The organism is Lysinibacillus sp. UBA5994 (assembly GCF_002429725.1).
Classification (GTDB): Bacteria; Bacillota; Bacilli; order Bacillales_A; family Planococcaceae; genus Lysinibacillus; species Lysinibacillus capsici.
This window is the reverse complement of sequence record NZ_DJAU01000011.1, coordinates 1-19,872: the sequence shown is the minus strand read 5'-3', so window position 1 is coordinate 19,872 and position 19,872 is coordinate 1. Positions and strand designations below refer to the sequence as shown.

Below are 19,872 nucleotides of genomic sequence, written 5' to 3'. Positions count from 1 at the left end.
TTAGACTGGTGGTTCTGATTTACAAAAGAAATCCCCTGTAGATTACTACAGGGGATTCGTCATTTTTATTTTAATGATAAACATCTATTTAAGAAGCTTGCAAATTGCGCACGTGTAATTTGTGAATCTGGTCTAAATGTGTTATCTGGGAAGCCGCCAGTTAAATCATTTGCCACAAGTGCTTGGATATGGCTGTATGCCCAATGTGTTGATTTCACATCAGAGAAGCTTACTTTGCTTGTACCCGTTAATTTATAGGCCCTTGTTAAAATGGCAGACATTTCAGCACGTGAAAGCTGTCCGTTTGGATTAAACTTCCCTGCCTCTTGCCCTTTAATAATGCCAGCCTGCTCAACTGCGGCAATGGCACTGTATGCATAATGGCTCTTACTCACATCTTTAAAGCTAGAATCCTTCGTTGTAGTTAGATTTAAAGCTCTAGCGATAATCGTAGCTGCCTCGGCACGTGTAATGGATGCCTCTGGTTTAAATGTTCCATTAGAGTATCCTTTAATAAGGGTTTGATCATATAGACTTTGGATTTCGGAAAATGCCCAATGTCCTTTTGTTACATCTGTATAAACTAATTCCTCATGATTATCTTTATAAACGGCTTGTAATTGATCGAAATACAGCTGACCTTTCTTTTGAAGAGAAGCTGTTGGCTGAGCAACATACAAACGCTCGAATTTTAGTGGCTGTGGTAGATCACTTGGAATATCTGCCGTCACGTATTTCCAGCCACTCCAGTCTAAACCGCCCTGGCTTGTGAAATCAATTGTATGCTTAGCTCCAGCACCATCAATCACAACGCCTCTTAGCCAATGCTTACCAGCATCGCCAAATACCCAAAGACCGATATTTTTAGGCTGCCCTGAAATAGCAATTGGTGTTTTCGCAACCATATAGGCTGCTTTTGTACCTGTGCCTGCTGTTGTGAAATCATAGTTTAATTGTAAGCTAGCAGTTCCCTGTCTAGCATACTCTTTAGAGCTTGCTAATGAAGCATTAGCTTTCGCCACTTCTGTTGTCCAAGATGACGTATTATCAAAGCTATCTAGTACAATAGGTTTTTCTGCTAGATCTACTACTTTCACAGCTGTAGACGTACGAATTCCTTCATACTCGCCAATAATTTTTCCTTCACCCTTTTGTGTTGCTGTGAAGGTTGCACCATCCATTTTGCCGATATTACCTTCAACTGTCCAGTTCATATTTGCTGGGTTGATGGTCATTGGATTCAAGTATTGATCATAGGCACTTACAACCTGCATATCTACAGAAGAACCTTTCATTACCTGACCAACACTACTTAACGTAATTGATTTTACTTTCCCTGGTGGCGCTGTATTCACTACCTGTAAAATGGCAGATACACGACGTTCACTACCCTCTGACGGTCTATTCACTAGGTTGGCGAAATAACCTCCTGGGTTACGCGCCACCATTGCTGTAGAGCCGCCTCCGTCTAGGTTAATAGCCGAAGAAGCACCCACTGAAATTAAATGAGCAGCTAAATCTGATAAATTAACACCATTACTATGACCACTTATGCGACCATCAATAGTTACAAGAGATACCTTTGTACCTGTAGCATCTATAGCTACTGCTGTACGTGGACTACGTGTAGAAGCAAACCCTGAATTCGTTGGCATAGAAATATCCACTTTGCCGTTACGCACAAGCATTGGTCCAGCTGCTAAGATGAACTGTGCATCCATCCATTTTTGATCGATTGATAAGCTGACATCCACGCTTGTACCTGCTGTAATGCTACTTAATTCAGCGGCTAACTCTTTATTTTGGACAGAGATAACAAAGCCATCTGCTGGTACAGAAGAGTTACCTTCTGCTCCGTAAGCTGTTACATGAGATACTGTACCTGAGAACTGATCACCAAAATGCAAGGTACTTGTATCTTGGCTAGCGCCCGACACAACGAGTTCTACCCCCCATGTATTTGTCCCTGTTGATTTTTTCTCAGGTGTATATAAAACGTTTTTATTTGTTCCTCGTTCACTATTAATAAGATCAATAGGATAGCTTTTGCCATTCACTTGGAAAGTTAGATTCGTAGAATAATAATCTGCAATAGCTTTCCCTGATTTCGATAAACCAAATGCAACTGGCTTTTGTGTTGGGCTATCATATGTATCTCCCAAAATACCATAGTTCACAATTTCATTGTTTTCTGCTAACAAGTTCGCAGGCATACCATTTCCTAAAAAGTAAGAGGCATTGACAGCCCCAACCACACGATGCCCATCATATGTGTTTTGCTTGGCCATCGCTGATGTTGTTTTTAATGAATTAATAGGATTTGGCATACCAATTTCTAGTTTTGTATATGTATTATTTAAATTTACATCTAAAACATTTACAAACTGTCGTATCGAACCTGACGTATAGTTTTGCTGTGAATGTATTACCTGTGGTGAAACTTCTGTTTTAACTTCACTGACTTTATTGCCTAAACCAGCAGCTTGTCCATTGATGGGGCTAACTGTTAGTGTAAGCATGAATAGGACTACAATAATCGTTATTAGTTTTCTTGCCATTTTTCACTCCGAATTAATTCAAAGTATGGCACGTACCATGTCACATGACCCGTGCCAGTGACTTTTTTATTTTGTTTCTACATAAATCGCTACTGGAAGATTCACACCACCAGCATGCATTAGTTCTAATTCAATCGTATCTTTTGAACCCTTCATCTTGAAATCTGGTAATTCAACATACTCTGCCCCTACTCTTAAAGAAGGCACTAAATACACTTTGCCATTCACCTTAATCGCTCCGCTGTATAATCCTCCTCGACCAGCCAACTTCAGCTTAATCGTTTTTGTAGAGCCTGTTGGATTGACAACAGGAATGGATACTTTATAGTTCATACCGAAGTGACCTGGGTTTCCTACAGCACCATTGATTTGAGAAAATGAATTTTCAGCCGTTTGTAAATGGTCTGTACGGCCATTGGAAATGTTATAGCCTACCTCTGGAGTATCTACTGTATAGGCTGGTAGCTCTGCTAGAATGGTAGCACTTGGCCAAGCACCCCTTGGATGTTTCGCATACTCATCAACCGCAACCTGTTCTGATTGGATTGTTGTTAAATCTGTATTATCTTTTGAAAGCACAGTACGAATCGTATACTCTGGCTTTCCACCATTGACTGCTTGAATATCTAAATCATGTAAAAAGCCGATAATATAATCATAGTGTAAATCGTATGTTTCAATGACCTTTGTTTCCCCTGGTGCAATGACAATACCACTACTTTCTGATTTTTGAAGCTTGTTATTTAAAGTAGCGTCCGCAATTGACAAACCTAGGTCATGACCTACCCAGCTATTACCCGTTTTTTGGCTAATGCCCTTCGAGTCAGTCACTTTAATGCTCTCTGTCGTAGACTTGTTTTGAACGGTAATGCCAAGATTGACGTCCGTACCTAATGTGTTGTAATGCCAGCCAAAGACACGATGCTTATTCGTTGCCGCAGTTGGTTTGACATCATATTGGGCAAGCGTCGCATTATTCATTGGCACAAGCTTACGTGTTAACGTTTCGGGATTATCACTAATAAATAAATCACGATCCCCCTCTAAACGAGCAGAAGGAACAGCCTCGGGTGATGACGTCGTGCCATATGATTTATCTAGGAAGGGGCTTGTAAACATATAACGGTAAACATAAATATACATTTCTTTTTTCTCTGTGATATAACGTAAATTTCCACCTAATGTATCCACAAGAAACTTAGCAGGAATGTACATTTTGCCTTTTTGTATAAATGGCTTTTCGATCATTGTCACTGCTTCATTATTAACCAAAGCCTGATTGCTGTTATCATTGAAAATAAAGCTCATCCCACCAATTAACAATTCAAAGGAACCATCAGGCTGCCAAGTACCAGATGAATCATCTAAATAATCATAAATATAGCTAGCAGGTAAATAGGTTCTTCCATCCTTTGAAACAATCGGATCTTTCATGACAATACGTTTGTTATTGATATGTAAGATATATGGGTCTTCCTGCGGTGGTGCTGTTGTTTCATCTGATAATGTAATATCCACCGATTGAGTAGCCTCATCCCAATTAACAACTCCATCAAAGTTTTCGCTGACGAAACGTAATGGCATGTAGGTACGATCTTTATACATAAATGGCGCAACATCCATTGCAACCTCTTGACCATCTACTAAAGCCTTATTCGAATCGATTGTTAAATCAACCATCTTACCATTGCGAATCGCCGATGCCGTCAACGTTTCCTTATCCCAATCCACACTTGCACCAACCGCTTCATACAATGCACGCATTGGTAATAATAAGAAATCCGATTTATTTAAAATAGGATCATTGACTTGAATCGTCTCTCCATTAATCGTAATCGAAACATTGTTTTTTATCTGAATTCCATTGTTACTAGTCGCTGATGCAGACGCTTGTCCTGGCAAAATCGTAGCCAACGCAACTGCTGATACAATACATGTAGTCCTTAGTTTCTTAAACATCTTAATCTCCTTTTTCCTCTTACAATAGTCTTTATCATCTTAACACGAAAAACCCCTAAAATGTGGGATTTATATCGAAAAGAGTAGAATTTGGTACTAGGGTGCTATTCTTTTTCCTTCCAAAGCTTCATATAAAGTAAATGATATTCCAAAATACCGTGATCATTTACTATTAAACTCTTTAATACTTGATAAAGAATTCTAAAACTGGCTTTTTATCAAACTCAATTCGATCTATATATAAATAGTATTTGAGAAGTAATTCTAAAATTGAATGCACTAGTACACACGTTAAAGCTATTTTCTTAATTAGACTTGTTATTTCAAAAAAAGTTACATTACTTTTGGATAATCCCAAAAGCAATTGAAATATAAAAATTGTAGCCTACATAGCATCGCTAGAGGTTGTAGAATAATCCCCTACCTCTTCATTTTTAGTGGACCACTTCTTTAGATTACTTACAAAAAGAAAAGATGAGCAAATCTTTTTCGCTTAACACGTGATCTATTACGACTGTAACAATTGCCACTAGTACAATTTTTAATAGTTCTTCTTAAACTCTAATCTCTCTTCCTTCCAAAAACTAGTTGTTACATCGGGATAACTAGCGTTAAAGTCACCAATTTTTAGGCATACAAAAATACACATGCTATGTATTACTTGAACTTTTCATTTTCTATGCTATAAACATTTACTTATGTCGCCAGTTTTCCATTAGAAATGTCGTGAGTTCAACTTAAAACCAGCTCATTCCCTAATAGTAATTTCTCAAAATAGGCAATGTATTGACGGATGATACTACGGAGTTTTACATCTTGTATTCGATTGACCAAGTAAAGTATTTCATCTACTTCTATAGTTACTTCTTCTACAAACTCAAATGGTTCTAGTGACTCAGTTAGAAATTTCCCGTAATAATCGATGACATTCTTATCTCTGTAGAAGGTATCACCATTCACCTGTATTTGCACATATCGCCTAGCATACATCATCATCATTGCCTGCAAAAACATTGAGAATGTCTTCACTATTAATTAACCACACTTCATACGGTGATAATCCAAATTCGTCACGAGACACAGATAATTACATATAATAATTCCCCTCTGCTTCTGTATAATCTACTGAAGTTGTCACTACAGGTTCTAAGGTGATAGTATTTCTGTTGGAATTATTGTTTCATCGATTTCTTCTTTCTCAAACTGAAGAGATTCATAACCAACTTCGTCAATTGAGATTATCTTTCCTATTAACTTACTGATACCTTCTATAAAACGTTATAATGATTTCATTCTTTAAACTTCCTTTTACTTACAGGTACAAAATGTTTCTCCTCTATATGAACTCCTCCTGAAACATAAAAAGAGGCTGGGACAAAAAGAAAAAACGTTAGACCAAGATACAATTGGTTTAACATTTTTTTGATTTAGGAAGGCATATTTAACTTCTTGAGGTTAAAAAGTTAACATCCATTTTTATTGTTTTATCAATTTAATCAAGTTCTGTCCCAGCCTTTTTAAAATTCTGTATCAATAATATATTAACTATTTGAAGTGTGTGTTATTACGGGTTATTAATTCTTAAAGGAGCACCTACTCACACAATAAATGTAGTCTTTAATTCTCTAAAAAAGCCACTTTCCAACTTTTCATTATTTATAATTTCTACATCTTTAAACCCTGAGATATTTTTGTTCAAATTCATACAGCACCCAAACCCTTTTATTACTTGTATCTAGACAATTAAAGTATATTAAAAGTGTGAATTTGTGCTTTTTATATTGCGAAATTATTTGAATACCCCAATAAAGATTATTGTACAACAAAAAAAGTCCTATAAGGGAAATCCCCTATAGAACTTTTAAAGTATATTACAAATTATTTAATTGTAATAGTGGATTCAGTAACATTACCTGTTGCAGTACCGATTAAACCAGCTTCTTTTTCAGTGAAGATAATTTCTCCAGTTGCGCCAGCAGTTACATTATATAAGTTAGTCACTGCGTTATCTGCAAGTAATTTTGTTAATACATTTGTAGCAATTGTATTAACTGTATCGCCTGCTGAAACAGCAACAGTTACATTATGATCAACATTGCCACGTTTGATGTTTACAACTACAGATCCTGCATTAGTAGCACCAGTAGTAGCAATTGTTAATGTATAAGCACCTGCAACAGCAGCAGTTGGTGTAACACCAGCTACAGCAGTAGCTTGAGTAGTTGTAGCATTATCAGTAACTAAGAAGTTGAAGTTAGTATCAGCAGCACCTACAGTTTTCTTAGTAAGTACTAATTTATTAGTATCAGTAGTTACATTAAAGAATGCAGTAACTGCAGCATCTGCTTTTAATGCAGCCTCAGCTTTAGTCAATACTTGAGCAGCAGTATCAAGTGCACTTGTTGAGAATGTTACATCTTTAGCTACACCATTATTGAAACCAGTAGCAGCAATTTGTACTTTAGCTGATGAAGCTCCAGCATTAGTTGTACCAATTACTAATTCTTTTGCTTCAGCCACGCCAGCTACACCAGGTGCAGATTTAGCAGCAGTCGCAGCAGTTACATTAGTAACAATTGTCGCAGGAGTAACTGAAACTGAGCCTTTAACTAGAGTTTTTACAGCTCCTGCTTGTTCAACCTTAGTTGTATCATGACCAGCAACAGTTAATGTACCAACAGCTAAACTAGTTGCGCCAGTAATGTCAAATGTTAATGTTGTACCATTACCATTAACTGGAGTTGGAACAGCTACTGTACCATTAGTTAATGTGAAGTTAGAAACTAAAGATTCAACATTTGCTGCATTTACAGCTTCACTGAATGTAATAGAAAGTTTATCCGCTTTACCATCAGCATCAGAATCTGAAGCTACTGCTGATTTAACAGAAACAAACAATGCATTATAGTCAGCTAATAAGCTTGATGCAGTAATTGCTTGCGTAGTAGCACGAGTTTGTAAATCCGTTGCAAATGCTGTTACTTGAGCAGCAGATAATTCAGGATAGTTAGCTTTAACAATTGCTTCTTTTCCAGCTAATGTTGGAGCATTGTTAAGTTGAGCTACAATACCATTTACACCAGTAGCAGTGTCAATTACGTTAAATGTGAATTTACCATCAGTATCTTTTGTAATAGAAACTGTAGCTGTGTTTGCTTTAATGTAATTTTCAAAAGTAGCTACATCAATTTTGTTTCCATTGTATTTATAAGTAGCATCAGCATAAGTATATACAACATTTTTAATTGTAAGAACATCTAATGCAGTGTTTACATTTGTTGCAACGCCAGTTACTTCAGCAGTACCGTATTGTGAGAAGTCAACAGCTACTGATGCTGGGTTTGTAGATGGAAGTACTACACCTGCACGAGAACCAGTTGCGCTTACAGTTACTGAAGATGGGTTTTGAGCTACTACACGTACGCTTGCTTTTGTTCCATTTGATGGAATAGTAGCATTAACAGTTTTAGTTCCACCTGGTTGAATTACAGTAGTACCATCAACAGTTACAGTACCCGTACCAGCTTTAACTTCAAATGATACAGTTGTAGCATTACCATCTTTAGAACGACGTGGTTTACCATTTTGGTCAACTAAAGAGTAAACAAAGTCAGCATACTCAACACCGTTTGCTACTACAGCTTTTACTTCTTTACCAGCTGCATCTACAGCAGATAATTTAGCCGCATATGTTACGTCAGCTACGAAGTAAGTAATTTCGCCTTGAGCTTGTAAATCGTCAGCATCTAATGCACCAGCTGCTGTTGATTTACCGTTGTCAATGAATGCAACTGGAGTTACATAGTCATTAACGTTTGTGCTAGATACAGTGAACTTAGCTTTACCTTCTTTTTCTACAGTTACTTCATAGTAACGAGTACCTGGAGTAGTAGCAGAAGTTGTATAAGTAAGCTCTTTATTGTCAGCATCTAATACATGTAATGTACCGTTAACACCTTTAGTATCGATAGCAACTTTTACTTTTGTACCTGGTGCAGCAACTTTACCATTTTTATCAGTGTAAGTTACTGTGTAATCACGACCACCAGTTTCAGTATCATTTAAGTAAGTTGCAGAATTTTGAACGCCTTCAGCTTGAATAGTTAAGCCTAACTCATGTTTAAGTTCGAATTTAACTGTTGAAGCTTTAGTTTGTAATGCTGTTGCAGAGTAATCAGCATCTACACCTACTAAAGTTTTAGTAGCATCTACAAAACCTTTAGAGTAAACGATTGGAGTTACTGCAGCATTGCTACCAGTTACAACTAAGTTTGCTTTACCATTGCCATCTAATTTAACTGCAGTTACAGCTTTACCGCCTGTAGTGTATGCATATGGGTATCCATTTACATTTGTAGTTGCAGTTAATTTACCAGCTGAATCTAAAACATAAGTGTTTAGGCCTTCAACTTTAGCACCTGTTACAGCTTTGTTAGGAGCAACATCAAGGTTTTCTTCGAATGCTACGAATACATAACCATTAGCGTTGTCTTTAGAGTTGATTTCATATACTTTTTTAGCGCCGTTTACTAAAGTTGTAGCTTCAGTAATGTCTTTAACAGTTAATTGAAGAGCGTTAGCCCAGTAAACTTTTGCACTTGAGTATACAGAAGATTTGCTTGTTGCATAAGCAGTTACAGAATCAACTGAAGAGTAGTAACGAGTGTAAGAGTAAGTAGCTACACCATTTTCATCAGTTAAAGCTTCAACTTCTACTTTATCGTTAGTAGTTTTATCATTAACGATGTTGAAAGTTACAGGAATACCAGCTTTAGATTGACCTTCAGCAACAGTAACTTGTGCTTTAAGTGTTACTTCGTTACCAATTACACCTTGTACAGATGAAGTTGTAAGTTTAACAGCTGTTGGGATTACAGCAGCAACACCTTTGAATTTACCGATTTCTTCGTCTTTATAAGAAAGAACGTAGTCTTTATCAGCAGTTTGAGCTTCAGTTGTTAATACAACAACTTTTTTGTTAGTTTGTTTAACAGAAGCGTTTTTCACTTCTAAACCATCGATTTTGAAGTTAGCTGCTTTTACATCATCAACATTTACTTCTTCGTCGAATGTTACTTCAACAGTTGTGTTGTTGATAGCTTTGATTGAAGCGTCAACTGTTTCAACAGCTAGATCAAGCGTACGAGCGAATACTACTGCGAAGTCTTGGCGAGTGATCGCTGCGTTTGGTTTAAGGTTTAATTTGCCGTTTTCTTCAGAACCAGTGAAGATTCCGTTTGCTACAGCAGTTTCTAGAGCATCTTTAGCCCATGGTTTAACTTGAGAAGCGTCAGCGAATTGGCTTAAGCTTTCGCTACCTTCTAAACCGAAAGCATCTACAAGAACTTTAGCTGCTTCAGAACGAGTTAAAGATTTGTTTGGAGCGAATTCGTTTGCACTTACGCCTTCAAAAATGCCGTTTGCTACTACTGCTGCGATTGAGTTGTAGTACCAAGCACCTTTTTTAACGTCTGAGAAGTTTACATCGCCGTCAGCTTCTAATTCTAGAGCTTTCGTGAAGATTTCTGCAGCTTGTGCACGAGTTACTGTGTTAAGTGGGTTGAAGTTCCCGTTAGTGTCACCTTGGATTACACCAGCGTCAACTAAAGATTGAACTGCTTCTTTAGCGTATCCAGAGATTTTGTTATAGTCGTTTACTTGCGCAGCAGATGCTACAGGTACGATTGCCGATGCAACTAATGCAGCTGTTGCTGATGCCGCGAAGAACTTACGGCCTTTGTTTTGCTTTGCCATTAATGTATTCCTCCCTAAAATTCCTTAAATTGATATTAATCCAACGAAAACTATAGTACCGCCTAGTTACCTAAATGTATGTATTATAGCTTTCTTGAATAATACAAAACTAAAGCAAATTTGTTAGTAAATTTACTAGAAAAAGCGTAGTAGAATACCATTCTAGTAAGCTTATTCACTTTCTACAATAATATAACACTATCTTTTCCGAAATTCAAGCATTGGGACATAAATTTAGTTATAGAAGATTTTTTTACCATACCTAATATGGTATTTAATAGAAACCATTAAAATTACAACTAATTATATCCTCATTTGGATTGGTAACATATAGTTCCGTTACCTATTATACCTTACTCTCAATAATAACCAAGCATTTTCTGGAATGGTTACTAAATTGTCAAAAATTAAAGACTCCCGTAATATTTTAGTTATAATTGTAAAGAAACAGAAATATAGAAGGCGTTTCTTAGCGAATTCTGCCTCTTCCCCAACAACTTTATGAGTTTCTTCTTTATTAAATAAAAAGCTTAATCTATCTGTCCCCATGTTGTAATAATAGATTGCCACTTTTTATGCTACACTTTTGATAGTTTGATAGAACATATCAGCTATTGAAGGGAGCTTAAAAAATGAAACGTAAATTTCCTCTTTACGGGGCCGTGCTGGCAGGCATGTTATATCTTGCGCCAACTTCCGCTTCAGCAGAAGATATTTCGAAGCACTGGGCCTACCATGAAATGAACTATCTTATTACCAACGATTTAATGAAGGGTGATGAATTCGGCCAATATCGTCCGAATGATGCTGTCACTCGTGCTGAATTTGCAGCCTTTCTTGTTAGAACACTGAACTTACCAGCAGCTTCTAGTCAGGCAACCTTTACAGATGTTAAAAAAGGTGACTGGTATTACGGAGTAGTCGAGCAAGCAAGCTATCACGGGCTAATTAAAGGTGACGAGCAAGGTAAGTTCCATCCGAATAATCACATTAATCGTCAGGAAATGGCGGCTATGTTAAAAAGAGCTCTTACTTATCAAAACATCAATACATCTTCCTCCCCTATTGCTTTTAGTGATAATGCGCGCATTGCCAAATGGGCCTATGCAGATGTACAAGCTGTCGTCACAACAGGACTACTTGTTGGGAAGCCAAATAATCAATTTGCGCCTCTTGCTCAAACAACTCGTGCTGAGGCAGCTACCGTGCTCTATCGTTTAATCCATTTAGAGACGCCTGGGACAGGTGGTAAGCAATATATGACGACGAATTACTCATATGATTACTCCTCTGTAGTAAGTAAACAAACAATGAATAATCCAAAGGTCGATGGTGCTGGCATTTTCACGGCTAGCGAGGCACTAGTGTCATACTATGTACACCCAAAAAGCTTTATGCAGGATAGCCCATCTTATTATCAATTCCTAAAATTATCTACTGTCGTCAATAATCTGAGTGCAAAAGAGCTAAATGATAAAGTACTTGCCAATAAAGGAAGCTTAGCAGGTACAGCGGATGCCTTCATTCAAGCTGGTGTAGACAATAAAATTAATGCTATTTATTTAGTCTCGCATGCCTTGCATGAAACAGCCAATGGAGGTTCTGCACTAATTAAAGGGATCGAGGTTGGCTTAGATACAAATGGCAAGCCAATGGTAGCAACACCAGAAAATCGGGATAAATTAACTGCTATTAAGACAACCTACAATGCTTACGGTATTGGCGCTATAGATGCCGATGCTAATAAGTATGGTGCGGAGCGCGCTTATACAAATGGCTGGTTTACTGTTCAGGATGCCATTATCGGCGGTGCCCAATTTGTAAAGGATCAGTATATTAGCAGGGGGCAGGATACGCTCTATAAAATGCGTTGGAATCCTGATAATCCAACAGTCCACCAGTATGCAACACATGTGATGTGGGCTGTCATTCAAGCGAAAAAGATTTATGATATTTATGAATTAATTGGTGCTCATACGACAACAAACCTAGTGTTTGATGTGCCTGCCTACCAAAGTCAATCTTCCGCTCCTTCATTACCGAGTCCATCGAAGCAATACGCATTGGATTTAGGGTTAGCTGGAGCAACAGGTAAAACGACGATTAATCTCAATATGAGAACGTATCCGAATACAGCAGATAATGCTTCCATTATTACGAATTTGCCAAAGGATACCTCCTTTAAAGTTCTTGGTGAAAATGGTGGTTGGTTGAAAGTAAGTGTCAATGGACAAGAGGGCTGGGTGATTGATGATTATGTGAGTCTTGAAAATGGCTTACAAATTGTTAATATGAACATTACACTTAATGTTCGAAGTGAACCATCTACGACAAGTGCTATTTTAGGTACTGTTAAACCGAATGGCTTTATTATCGGTGTTGTAGACGATAAAGGTGAGTTTATAAAAAATGGTGCCTGGTATCAGGTGCTTTACAACGGAAAAACGGGTTGGGTACATGGCGATTATATTGTAAAAAAATGATTTTAATTGGATGCGCAAAAGAAGAGTGCGAAGATAATTCGCACTCTTTTTGTTAGTCATTTTTTATCACCGAGATGAAAGCGCTATATAATAGAAGAAACTCGAAATTTTAGGATATAATTTTCATACTATCCCCCTAAAATTTAGTAAATTCTACGTCAAAATAGTGTCCTAAAAAAGCTTAATAGGACAATTGCTATACCATGTAAAAATCGTTACTAATAAGAGCTATACTTTAGGTAATCATCGTTAAACCCATTATCGAAAATTTCCTGTCAATATTGCTTTTATGGTATGATAGATTGCAGTGAAAATGGAATTACAGAAAGGTTTGAACACTATATGAGGCATGTAACGATTATGGGCGTACCCTTTTTACATATTGGTCAACAAGGGTTTGTTGATTTACTCGTTAATCGTATTGAACAGCAAGAAAAAACTTTCGTTGTGACAGCCAATCCTGAAGTTGTCATGCAGGCAAATGAAAATCCAACTGTCATGAATTACTTAAAGCAGGCAACATACATTTGTGCAGATGGCATTGGTGTCGTTAAGGCTGCACAAATCCTTGGAGATTCACTTCCAGAGCGCGTAACTGGCTATGATACGATGGTACGTCTGTTAGAGGTTGGTCAGCAAAAGCATTTTAAAATCTATTTACTAGGTGCTCAAAAGGAAACTATCGAAAAGACGGTTGCCAATATTCATAAGAACTATCCAAACGTTGATGTCGTTGGCTATCATGATGGCTACTTCGACTGGAATAATAATGATTTTGCAAAAGAAATTGCAACTTTACAGCCTGATCTTGTATTTGTGGCATTAGGTGTACCAAGACAGGAAAAATGGATAACAGAAAACCTTGAAAAATTTTCAAAGGGTGTATTTATCGGTGTAGGTGGCTCCTTCGATGTCATCGCTGGTACTGTAAAACGTGCACCAGTAATTTGGCAAAAGTTAAATCTTGAATGGCTCTATCGACTGTTACGCCAGCCGAGTCGGTTTGGAAGAATGCTTGTACTCCCTCGCTTTGCTTTAAAGGTATTTGCATTAAAGCTTAAAGGTCAGGGCAAAACAAAATGAGTCAGTCAACATTTGTTAAAAGCACACTCATCCTGACGATTGCCACCTTACTTTCCAAAGTAATCGGAAGTATCTTCCGTATACCACTTCAAAATATTGCTGGTGATGAAGTACTTGGTATTTTTAGTCTTGTCTATCCTGTTTATATGGTAGCACTTTATTTATCCGTTGCGGGTATCCCTATCGCTATTTCTAAGCTAATAGCCGAAGCTAGGACGAGTCATGATACTGCCAAAATTAAGAAAATTTATGTGACTGCAAGAATCCTTGCATTATCCTTTGGCGTCATTAGTTTTACAATCATTTACGGCTTTTCAGAGCAGATAGCGAATGCACTTGGTGGACCTTCAACAGAGATTGCCTTAATTATTGTTGCCCTTACATTACTGGTAGCCCCCTATATGGCTGTCTATCGTGGATTTTTCCAAGGTTTTGGGGATATGCGACCTACTGCCATTTCTCAAGTGATTGAGCAGTTAGTACGTGTTGCATTAATTTTAATTGTTGCGTATTTCCTAGTAGCAATGGATTATTCAAATGATATCGTAGCTGGTGGAATTATGGCAGGCTCTGTATTAGGAGCCCTCGGTTCACTTTTCTATTTACTCTTTAAATATTTCCGTTCTTCGGTAAAAGTGACGAGTAAGGAGAAATATTCTGGTAAGGATTTCTCTAAATACAGTAAAACCATTTTAAAAATTTCGATTCCCATTGCGATCGGTTCTGTGACAATGGCACTCTTTAACTTTGTAGATTCCTTTACGGTTACATATGGCTTAAGAAGTGCTGGTGCAGATGCGAGTGAGATTAGCTACCTTTATGGTATTTATGGTCGAGGACTAACATTAGTTCAAATTACGACTGTTTTTGCTTCTTCAATTATCTTGCCGCTTGTGCCTTTGATTACAACGAAGCTAGCTGAGCGTAAATTGGATGAAACACGCACTATTATTGAGCAAACTCATCGTATGACACATCTTATTTCATGGCCAGCTGCGATTGGGCTACTAGCCTTAACCTTGCCTTTAAATCTAGCTCTTTTTAAAGACTTAGAGGGAAGCTTAATGTTAGCCATCATCAATCTAAGCTCTGTCTTTACATCACTAACTTTGCTAGGAACAGGTATTCTACAGGGCATGAATGCTGCCAAAACAGGAGCTCTCATTATTTTGAGCGGTGTTGTCCTTAAGGTCTTTTCTAACATCTTCCTTATTCAAGCATTTGGTTTAGATGGTGCTGCCTATGCAACTTTGCTAGTGTATTTTGTGTTATTTATTGTGAATTCTGTCTTTATTTATCGTACGATTCGCTTTACTGTCCTTGGAAAAGATACGGTGAAAATGATTGTGTCTTCCATTGTAATGGGAGCAGCAGTTGGATTACCAACACTTTGGCTTGACTTTACACATTGGTCAAGAATGTCGGCAATGGGCTATCTAACTGTCGCAATCGTAGTTGGTGGAGCTCTTTACTTCCTTCTACTATGGCTGATGAAAGCTATTCATAAACAAGATTTAAAGAAAATCCCTGTTATCGGAAAAAGATTTTCATAAATAAGAGAGGTAGGACACTTATGTCAAAACAGAAATGGCTTTGGGGAATCATTGTTCTTTTACTCGTCGTTTCCTCTACAGGTATTATGAAGAGGTGGAATGCGGAGCAATCGAATGATGCTTATGAGATTGTTATTCCCTATGATGAAATACAAACCGCAGAAAAAAATAGCGACCTAACAATGGATGAAATTCTTTCTTCCTTAAAGGATGCTGGGCTGAATACTGTGAGTCTAGAGCCCTTAACATTAAAGGAAATGGAAAAGCAAAACCTAATTACCGTTTATAAAGAAAGTGAGTTAGCAGCCCAATTATTGTTTACACCTTATAAAGATACTGTTGATATCACTAATAGCGGCTATTATATTCGAGTGCCTGAAAACGAAAGCTACCAAAAACTGATCATGGAGAGTGTTGAACCAGAGGAAGTACAAATAGGAGAAGAAGCTTTCTATTTCCTTCCTGCTTCTAACCACAATTTTGATTTAAAAACTCCAATTGGCTATGATCAGCCTGCTATTGACATGATTAGTAAGCATGGACTAGCTCACATCTTTAAGGTGGAAAATGCGGATAATGAAGTAGCTAATGAAAAGTTGGTCAATCAATTAGTCGATTTAAAAGAGGCTTCAGCAGGCCGCTTACTTGGTCAAGGTGATGAAGCTATTGGTTTTGGCCAAGAAGACGGCAATCAATTAGTTGAAAAATTAAATGATGCTGGCTATTACTTCTACACAATTGAAAGTAACCCACTTAAAGGCGAAAGTAAAATCGCTCAAATGACGGATTATAATATGATTCGTTTGCATAGCATCAATGTCAATAGAGAGACTAAATTAAAGCTAAATGCAAGTATTGACCGTACAACACGAGCTGTCAAAGAGCGTAATATTCGCTCTATTTTCTATCATATTAAAACAACAGGTAATGCCAAAGAAAATGTGGAAGAAACGATTGATTATTTAAATGGTGTGCATGACACAATGCCAGATCATTTCAAAGCAGGTGAACCAAAGCTATTTGATAAAGTAGTAGTGCCAGCTTGGGTCACAGCAACCGTATTAGTAGCAGGTATTTTATTTACCTTTATCATTTCTGAATTAGTAAAATGGATGCCTCTTCGTATCGCGGCAGCTGGCTTTATGGCTGTACTAGCAATTGCGTACTTTATCCTGAAAAGTACTCTGTTTTTACAAGCATTTGCACTCATTATTGCAGTCCTTGCACCAACCTATGCAGTCATCAAATCAGCGCAAGGTTCTACGAAGGTGTCTATCATATTGGTCCAATACTTAAAGGCAGTAGCAATTAGTGTAATTGGCATTGTTATTGTCATTGGCTTATTGAATGGTAATGCCTTTATGACAGGCTTTGCTGTATTTAAAGGGGTTAAGCTTGTTTATCTTATTCCAATTATGGGTGTTTTACTATTTACAGTGATTGAGATAAACCGACTAGCTGAACAAAACATTAAGAACTCTTTATCAAATACGGTAACATTGTTAAATAAAGAATTAAAATATTGGCATGTGCTACTACTCGTTGTGTTGGCAGGTGTCGGATTATTTTACATTAGCCGAACAGGGAACTCTGGCTCTGTAAGTGATATGGAATTAGCCTTTAGACAATGGCTAGAAAATACATTGTATGTTCGACCAAGAACAAAGGAATTTTTAATTGGTTTCCCATTCTTCATTTTAGCGTTATATGTAATGGGTATTAATCGAAAATGGGGAAGTATTCTCCTAGTACCAGGTGTTATCGGTTTCTTATCCATCATGAATACATTTACTCATCTACACATCCCAGTAGCTGTTTCTGTATTACGTACACTATACAGTGTATCTCTAGGTCTTGTAGTAGGACTTGTGTTTATCCTAATCTTCAAAATCGGTTATCGTTGGGTTTCTAAGGCAATCGCGAGGTGGTCATAATGCACGTTGTTTTATCTGGCTATTATGGATTTGATAATGTCGGAGATGATGCCATTCTACTGTCCATTATCCAATCTTTAAAAAAGTGGCAAAGTGATATAGAAATCACGGTATTATCTAATAATCCAGCAGCTACTGAGCAAACATATGGTGTCAAAGCCATTAACCGTTGGAAAATGAAAGAAATTCGTCAATTACTTAAAACAGCAGATGGACTGATTAGTGGTGGCGGTAGTCTCATGCAGGATCAAACAGGCATGAAAACGATTCCTTACTATGCGGGCGTTATTCAAATCGCAAAATGGTTGAAGAAGCCAGTATTTGTTTACGCCCAAGGTATGGGCCCGATTAATCACCCACTTAGTAAATTTATTGTTCGTACAGTTTTTAATAAGGTCGAACAAATAACAGTCAGAGATAGAGCCTCTCTAGCTCTTTTAACAGAGATCGGTGTGCGAAAAGAAACAAAGATCGTACCAGATCCTGTTATGGGACTTAACGGTAATGACTTTCATTGTGAGTGGCTAGAAAATGTCTCTTTGTCAGCCGATAGCTATATCTCTGTAAGCGTTCGAGATTGGCCATCCGCTGTTGCCTACAAGGAAAAAATTGCACACAGCCTAGATGAATTAGTACGTCAGGGTGAGCAAATCGTTTTCCTGCCTATGCATGGTGAGCATGATTTTATTACTTCACAGGAAGTAGCAGCACTTATGAAGGAAAAGAGCTTGATTGCTCCTGCTGATTTATCTATTGAAGAAAAAATCGCAGTGATTGGTCAATCTCAACTATTAATAGGTATGCGACTGCACTCCTTAATTTTCTCAGCAATCTATGCGACACCGTTTATTGCCATTTCGTATGATCCGAAAATTGATGCGTTTGCTGATATCGTTGATCAGCCTGTCATCGGTCATGTCGAGGTTGATGATTGGAATGGTGTAACATTGTTTGAACAAGCTGTAGCAATTCTTGAATCCTATACAACAGTTCAAGAAAAAATGCGCCAGGCCGTCATCCCATTGCAAGATGAAGCAACTGCAACTGCTAAATTAGCAATTGATGCTTTGTCAAAATAAACATTAAAAAATGATGAATTTCAATGTTAATTGAAATTCATCATTTTTTTCCTACTTCTAATAATTTTAAAATGGACTGGGCCTGTTGCATATGCATGGCTAAAACATATTGACCTGCTTGCATTAGAATTTGCGCCTTCACCATATTCATCATCTCTTTTGCGATATCTGCATCTCGAATACGAGACTCTGCTGCTTGTAAATTCTCTGCCGTGTTCACATTAGCATTATAGGCATGTTCCAAGCGATTCTGATAGGCACCAAGACGTGAGCGCTCATTGGAAACACGTTTTAAGGCTTCATCCATTGAAGACATAGCTTTTTCCGCATCCTCACGAGTAGCAATAGAAGCATCCTTCATCCCAAGTTCCTCGGACCCCATCCCATTGATAAATAATTCTATACTCTGTCCTGCATTGGCGCCTGCTTGAATCTTGATGCCATTTGTTTCATAATCCCCATTAAGTAATGTCTTCGTATTAAATTCTGTATCGGTTGATGTGCGCTGGATTTCCTTTTTTAATTCTTGAAATTCCAAATCTAATTTTTTACGATCATCATCTGTTAATGTATCATTGGCTGCCTCCACTGCTAACTCACGCATACGCTGAATCATGGCATGTGTCTCATTCAGTGCCCCCTCTGCCGTCTGCACAAGCGAAATACCATCCTGTATATTCTTAGCTGCCATATTCAAGCCACGAATTTGAGCACGCATTTTTTCAGAAATCGCCAGTCCAGCTGGATCATCCGCTGCACTATTAATTCGATATCCGGAAGAAATTCGTAGCATGGCTTTACTCATCGCCCCATAATGACGATTCATATTATTCAGGATTGCCATCCCTGTTGCTGACCACTTACCAAGCATAATTTCACCACCTTCTTGTTTTTATATCGGTCCAACATCTCATCTATTGACCTTAATATTGGAAATGGTTTCTAATTTTTTATGCGTTTTTAACATTTTATAGTTGATTAACTACATAATAAAAGCACCTGCTTGTCATTTATGATAAGTAGGTGCTTACTGGACATTCCATCTATTCAATTTTGAAACCCCCAAGTTGATGGCTCTTTTGCTGTAGCAATTCGAAAAAGAGTTCTTTATCATTCTCTAGTAATGCCTGATCAATCAAATGATCCAAATTTTTCTCCTCTAACTCTGCAATAAGCTGATCGATTTCACCAACCGTCACAGTAGAAACCATCGGAATTTGTTGCTTTGGTGTAGCGCTTTCAAGTATTGGTGCTAGATGCTCATGAACATTAGTAATAAGCAATAGTTGATAAAGTGGTAACCGAATAAAGCGATTTCCTTTTTGGAAAACAAAAACCTCAGATAAATTTTCAATCTGCTGTGTCTTCATGTTGATGATCATCTCTTTACCTTCTATGGGAATGAAATGGAAAATCTCATTCTCTTTTAAAATAGAGAAATATTGATAAGCAAATACGAGACGTAATTT

At 37.6% G+C, this 19,872-nt stretch carries 11 protein-coding genes; 5 read left to right on the top strand and 6 right to left on the bottom strand.

All coding sequences use genetic code 11. The features are described 5' to 3' along the window. Positions 1–65: 65 nt before the first annotated feature. The 4 genes from B3D98_RS02400 to B3D98_RS02385 form a co-directional block, all read right to left on the bottom strand. Entirely contained in the window at positions 66–2,558 is a 2,493-nt protein-coding gene (locus tag B3D98_RS02400) for an S-layer homology domain-containing protein (protein ID WP_288580210.1), read from the bottom strand. A 66-nt stretch (positions 2,559–2,624) separates the two neighbouring features. Continuing rightward, a complete protein-coding gene (locus B3D98_RS02395; RefSeq protein ID WP_288580208.1) occupies positions 2,625–4,517 on the bottom strand; it encodes a stalk domain-containing protein in 1,893 nt (630 codons plus the stop codon). Between the two features lie 732 nt (positions 4,518–5,249). Next, positions 5,250–5,546 carry an ATPase gene (locus tag B3D98_RS02390; protein ID WP_288580205.1) on the bottom strand — a complete coding sequence of 99 codons (297 nt, stop codon included), beginning with the start codon at positions 5,544–5,546 and terminating at the stop codon, positions 5,250–5,252. Positions 5,547–6,395: 849 nt separating this feature from the next. Then, positions 6,396–10,271 (bottom strand): S-layer homology domain-containing protein, encoded by a 3,876-nt coding sequence (locus B3D98_RS02385; protein ID WP_288580202.1) that lies wholly within the window; start codon positions 10,269–10,271, stop codon positions 6,396–6,398. Between the two features lie 632 nt (positions 10,272–10,903). Between B3D98_RS02385 and B3D98_RS02380 the strand changes: the two genes are divergently transcribed. From B3D98_RS02380 to csaB, 5 genes are all read left to right on the top strand, one after another. Continuing rightward, positions 10,904–12,754 carry an S-layer homology domain-containing protein gene (locus tag B3D98_RS02380; protein WP_288580199.1) on the top strand — a complete coding sequence of 617 codons (1,851 nt, stop codon included), beginning with the start codon at positions 10,904–10,906 and terminating at the stop codon, positions 12,752–12,754. Between the two features lie 342 nt (positions 12,755–13,096). Beyond that, positions 13,097–13,837 (top strand): WecB/TagA/CpsF family glycosyltransferase, encoded by a 741-nt coding sequence (locus B3D98_RS02375; RefSeq protein WP_257521129.1) that lies wholly within the window; start codon positions 13,097–13,099, stop codon positions 13,835–13,837. Beyond that, the gene (locus B3D98_RS02370) at positions 13,834–15,390 is read left to right on the top strand and encodes a putative polysaccharide biosynthesis protein (protein WP_048395656.1); all 1,557 of its coding nucleotides are present in this window, start codon (positions 13,834–13,836) and stop codon (positions 15,388–15,390) included. Before B3D98_RS02375 ends, B3D98_RS02370 begins: the two co-directional genes overlap by 4 nt. A 20-nt stretch (positions 15,391–15,410) precedes the next feature. Then, a complete protein-coding gene (locus B3D98_RS02365) occupies positions 15,411–17,324 on the top strand; it encodes a DUF5693 family protein (protein ID WP_288580191.1) in 1,914 nt (637 codons plus the stop codon). Further along, complete coding sequence (gene csaB, locus B3D98_RS02360) at positions 17,324–18,403, top strand: polysaccharide pyruvyl transferase CsaB (RefSeq protein WP_048395654.1); 1,080 nt, start codon at positions 17,324–17,326, stop codon at positions 18,401–18,403. Before B3D98_RS02365 ends, csaB begins: the two co-directional genes overlap by 1 nt. Positions 18,404–18,443: 40 nt before the next feature. Here csaB and B3D98_RS02355 read toward each other — a convergent pair whose 3' ends face one another. Both B3D98_RS02355 and B3D98_RS02350 read right to left on the bottom strand, forming a co-directional pair. Next, a complete protein-coding gene (locus tag B3D98_RS02355) occupies positions 18,444–19,274 on the bottom strand; it encodes a flagellin (RefSeq protein WP_288580187.1) in 831 nt (276 codons plus the stop codon). Between the two features lie 172 nt (positions 19,275–19,446). Next, positions 19,447–19,872, bottom strand: a 426-nt coding sequence (locus B3D98_RS02350) for an IDEAL domain-containing protein (protein WP_288580186.1), incomplete at its 5' end; no start/stop codon positions are given.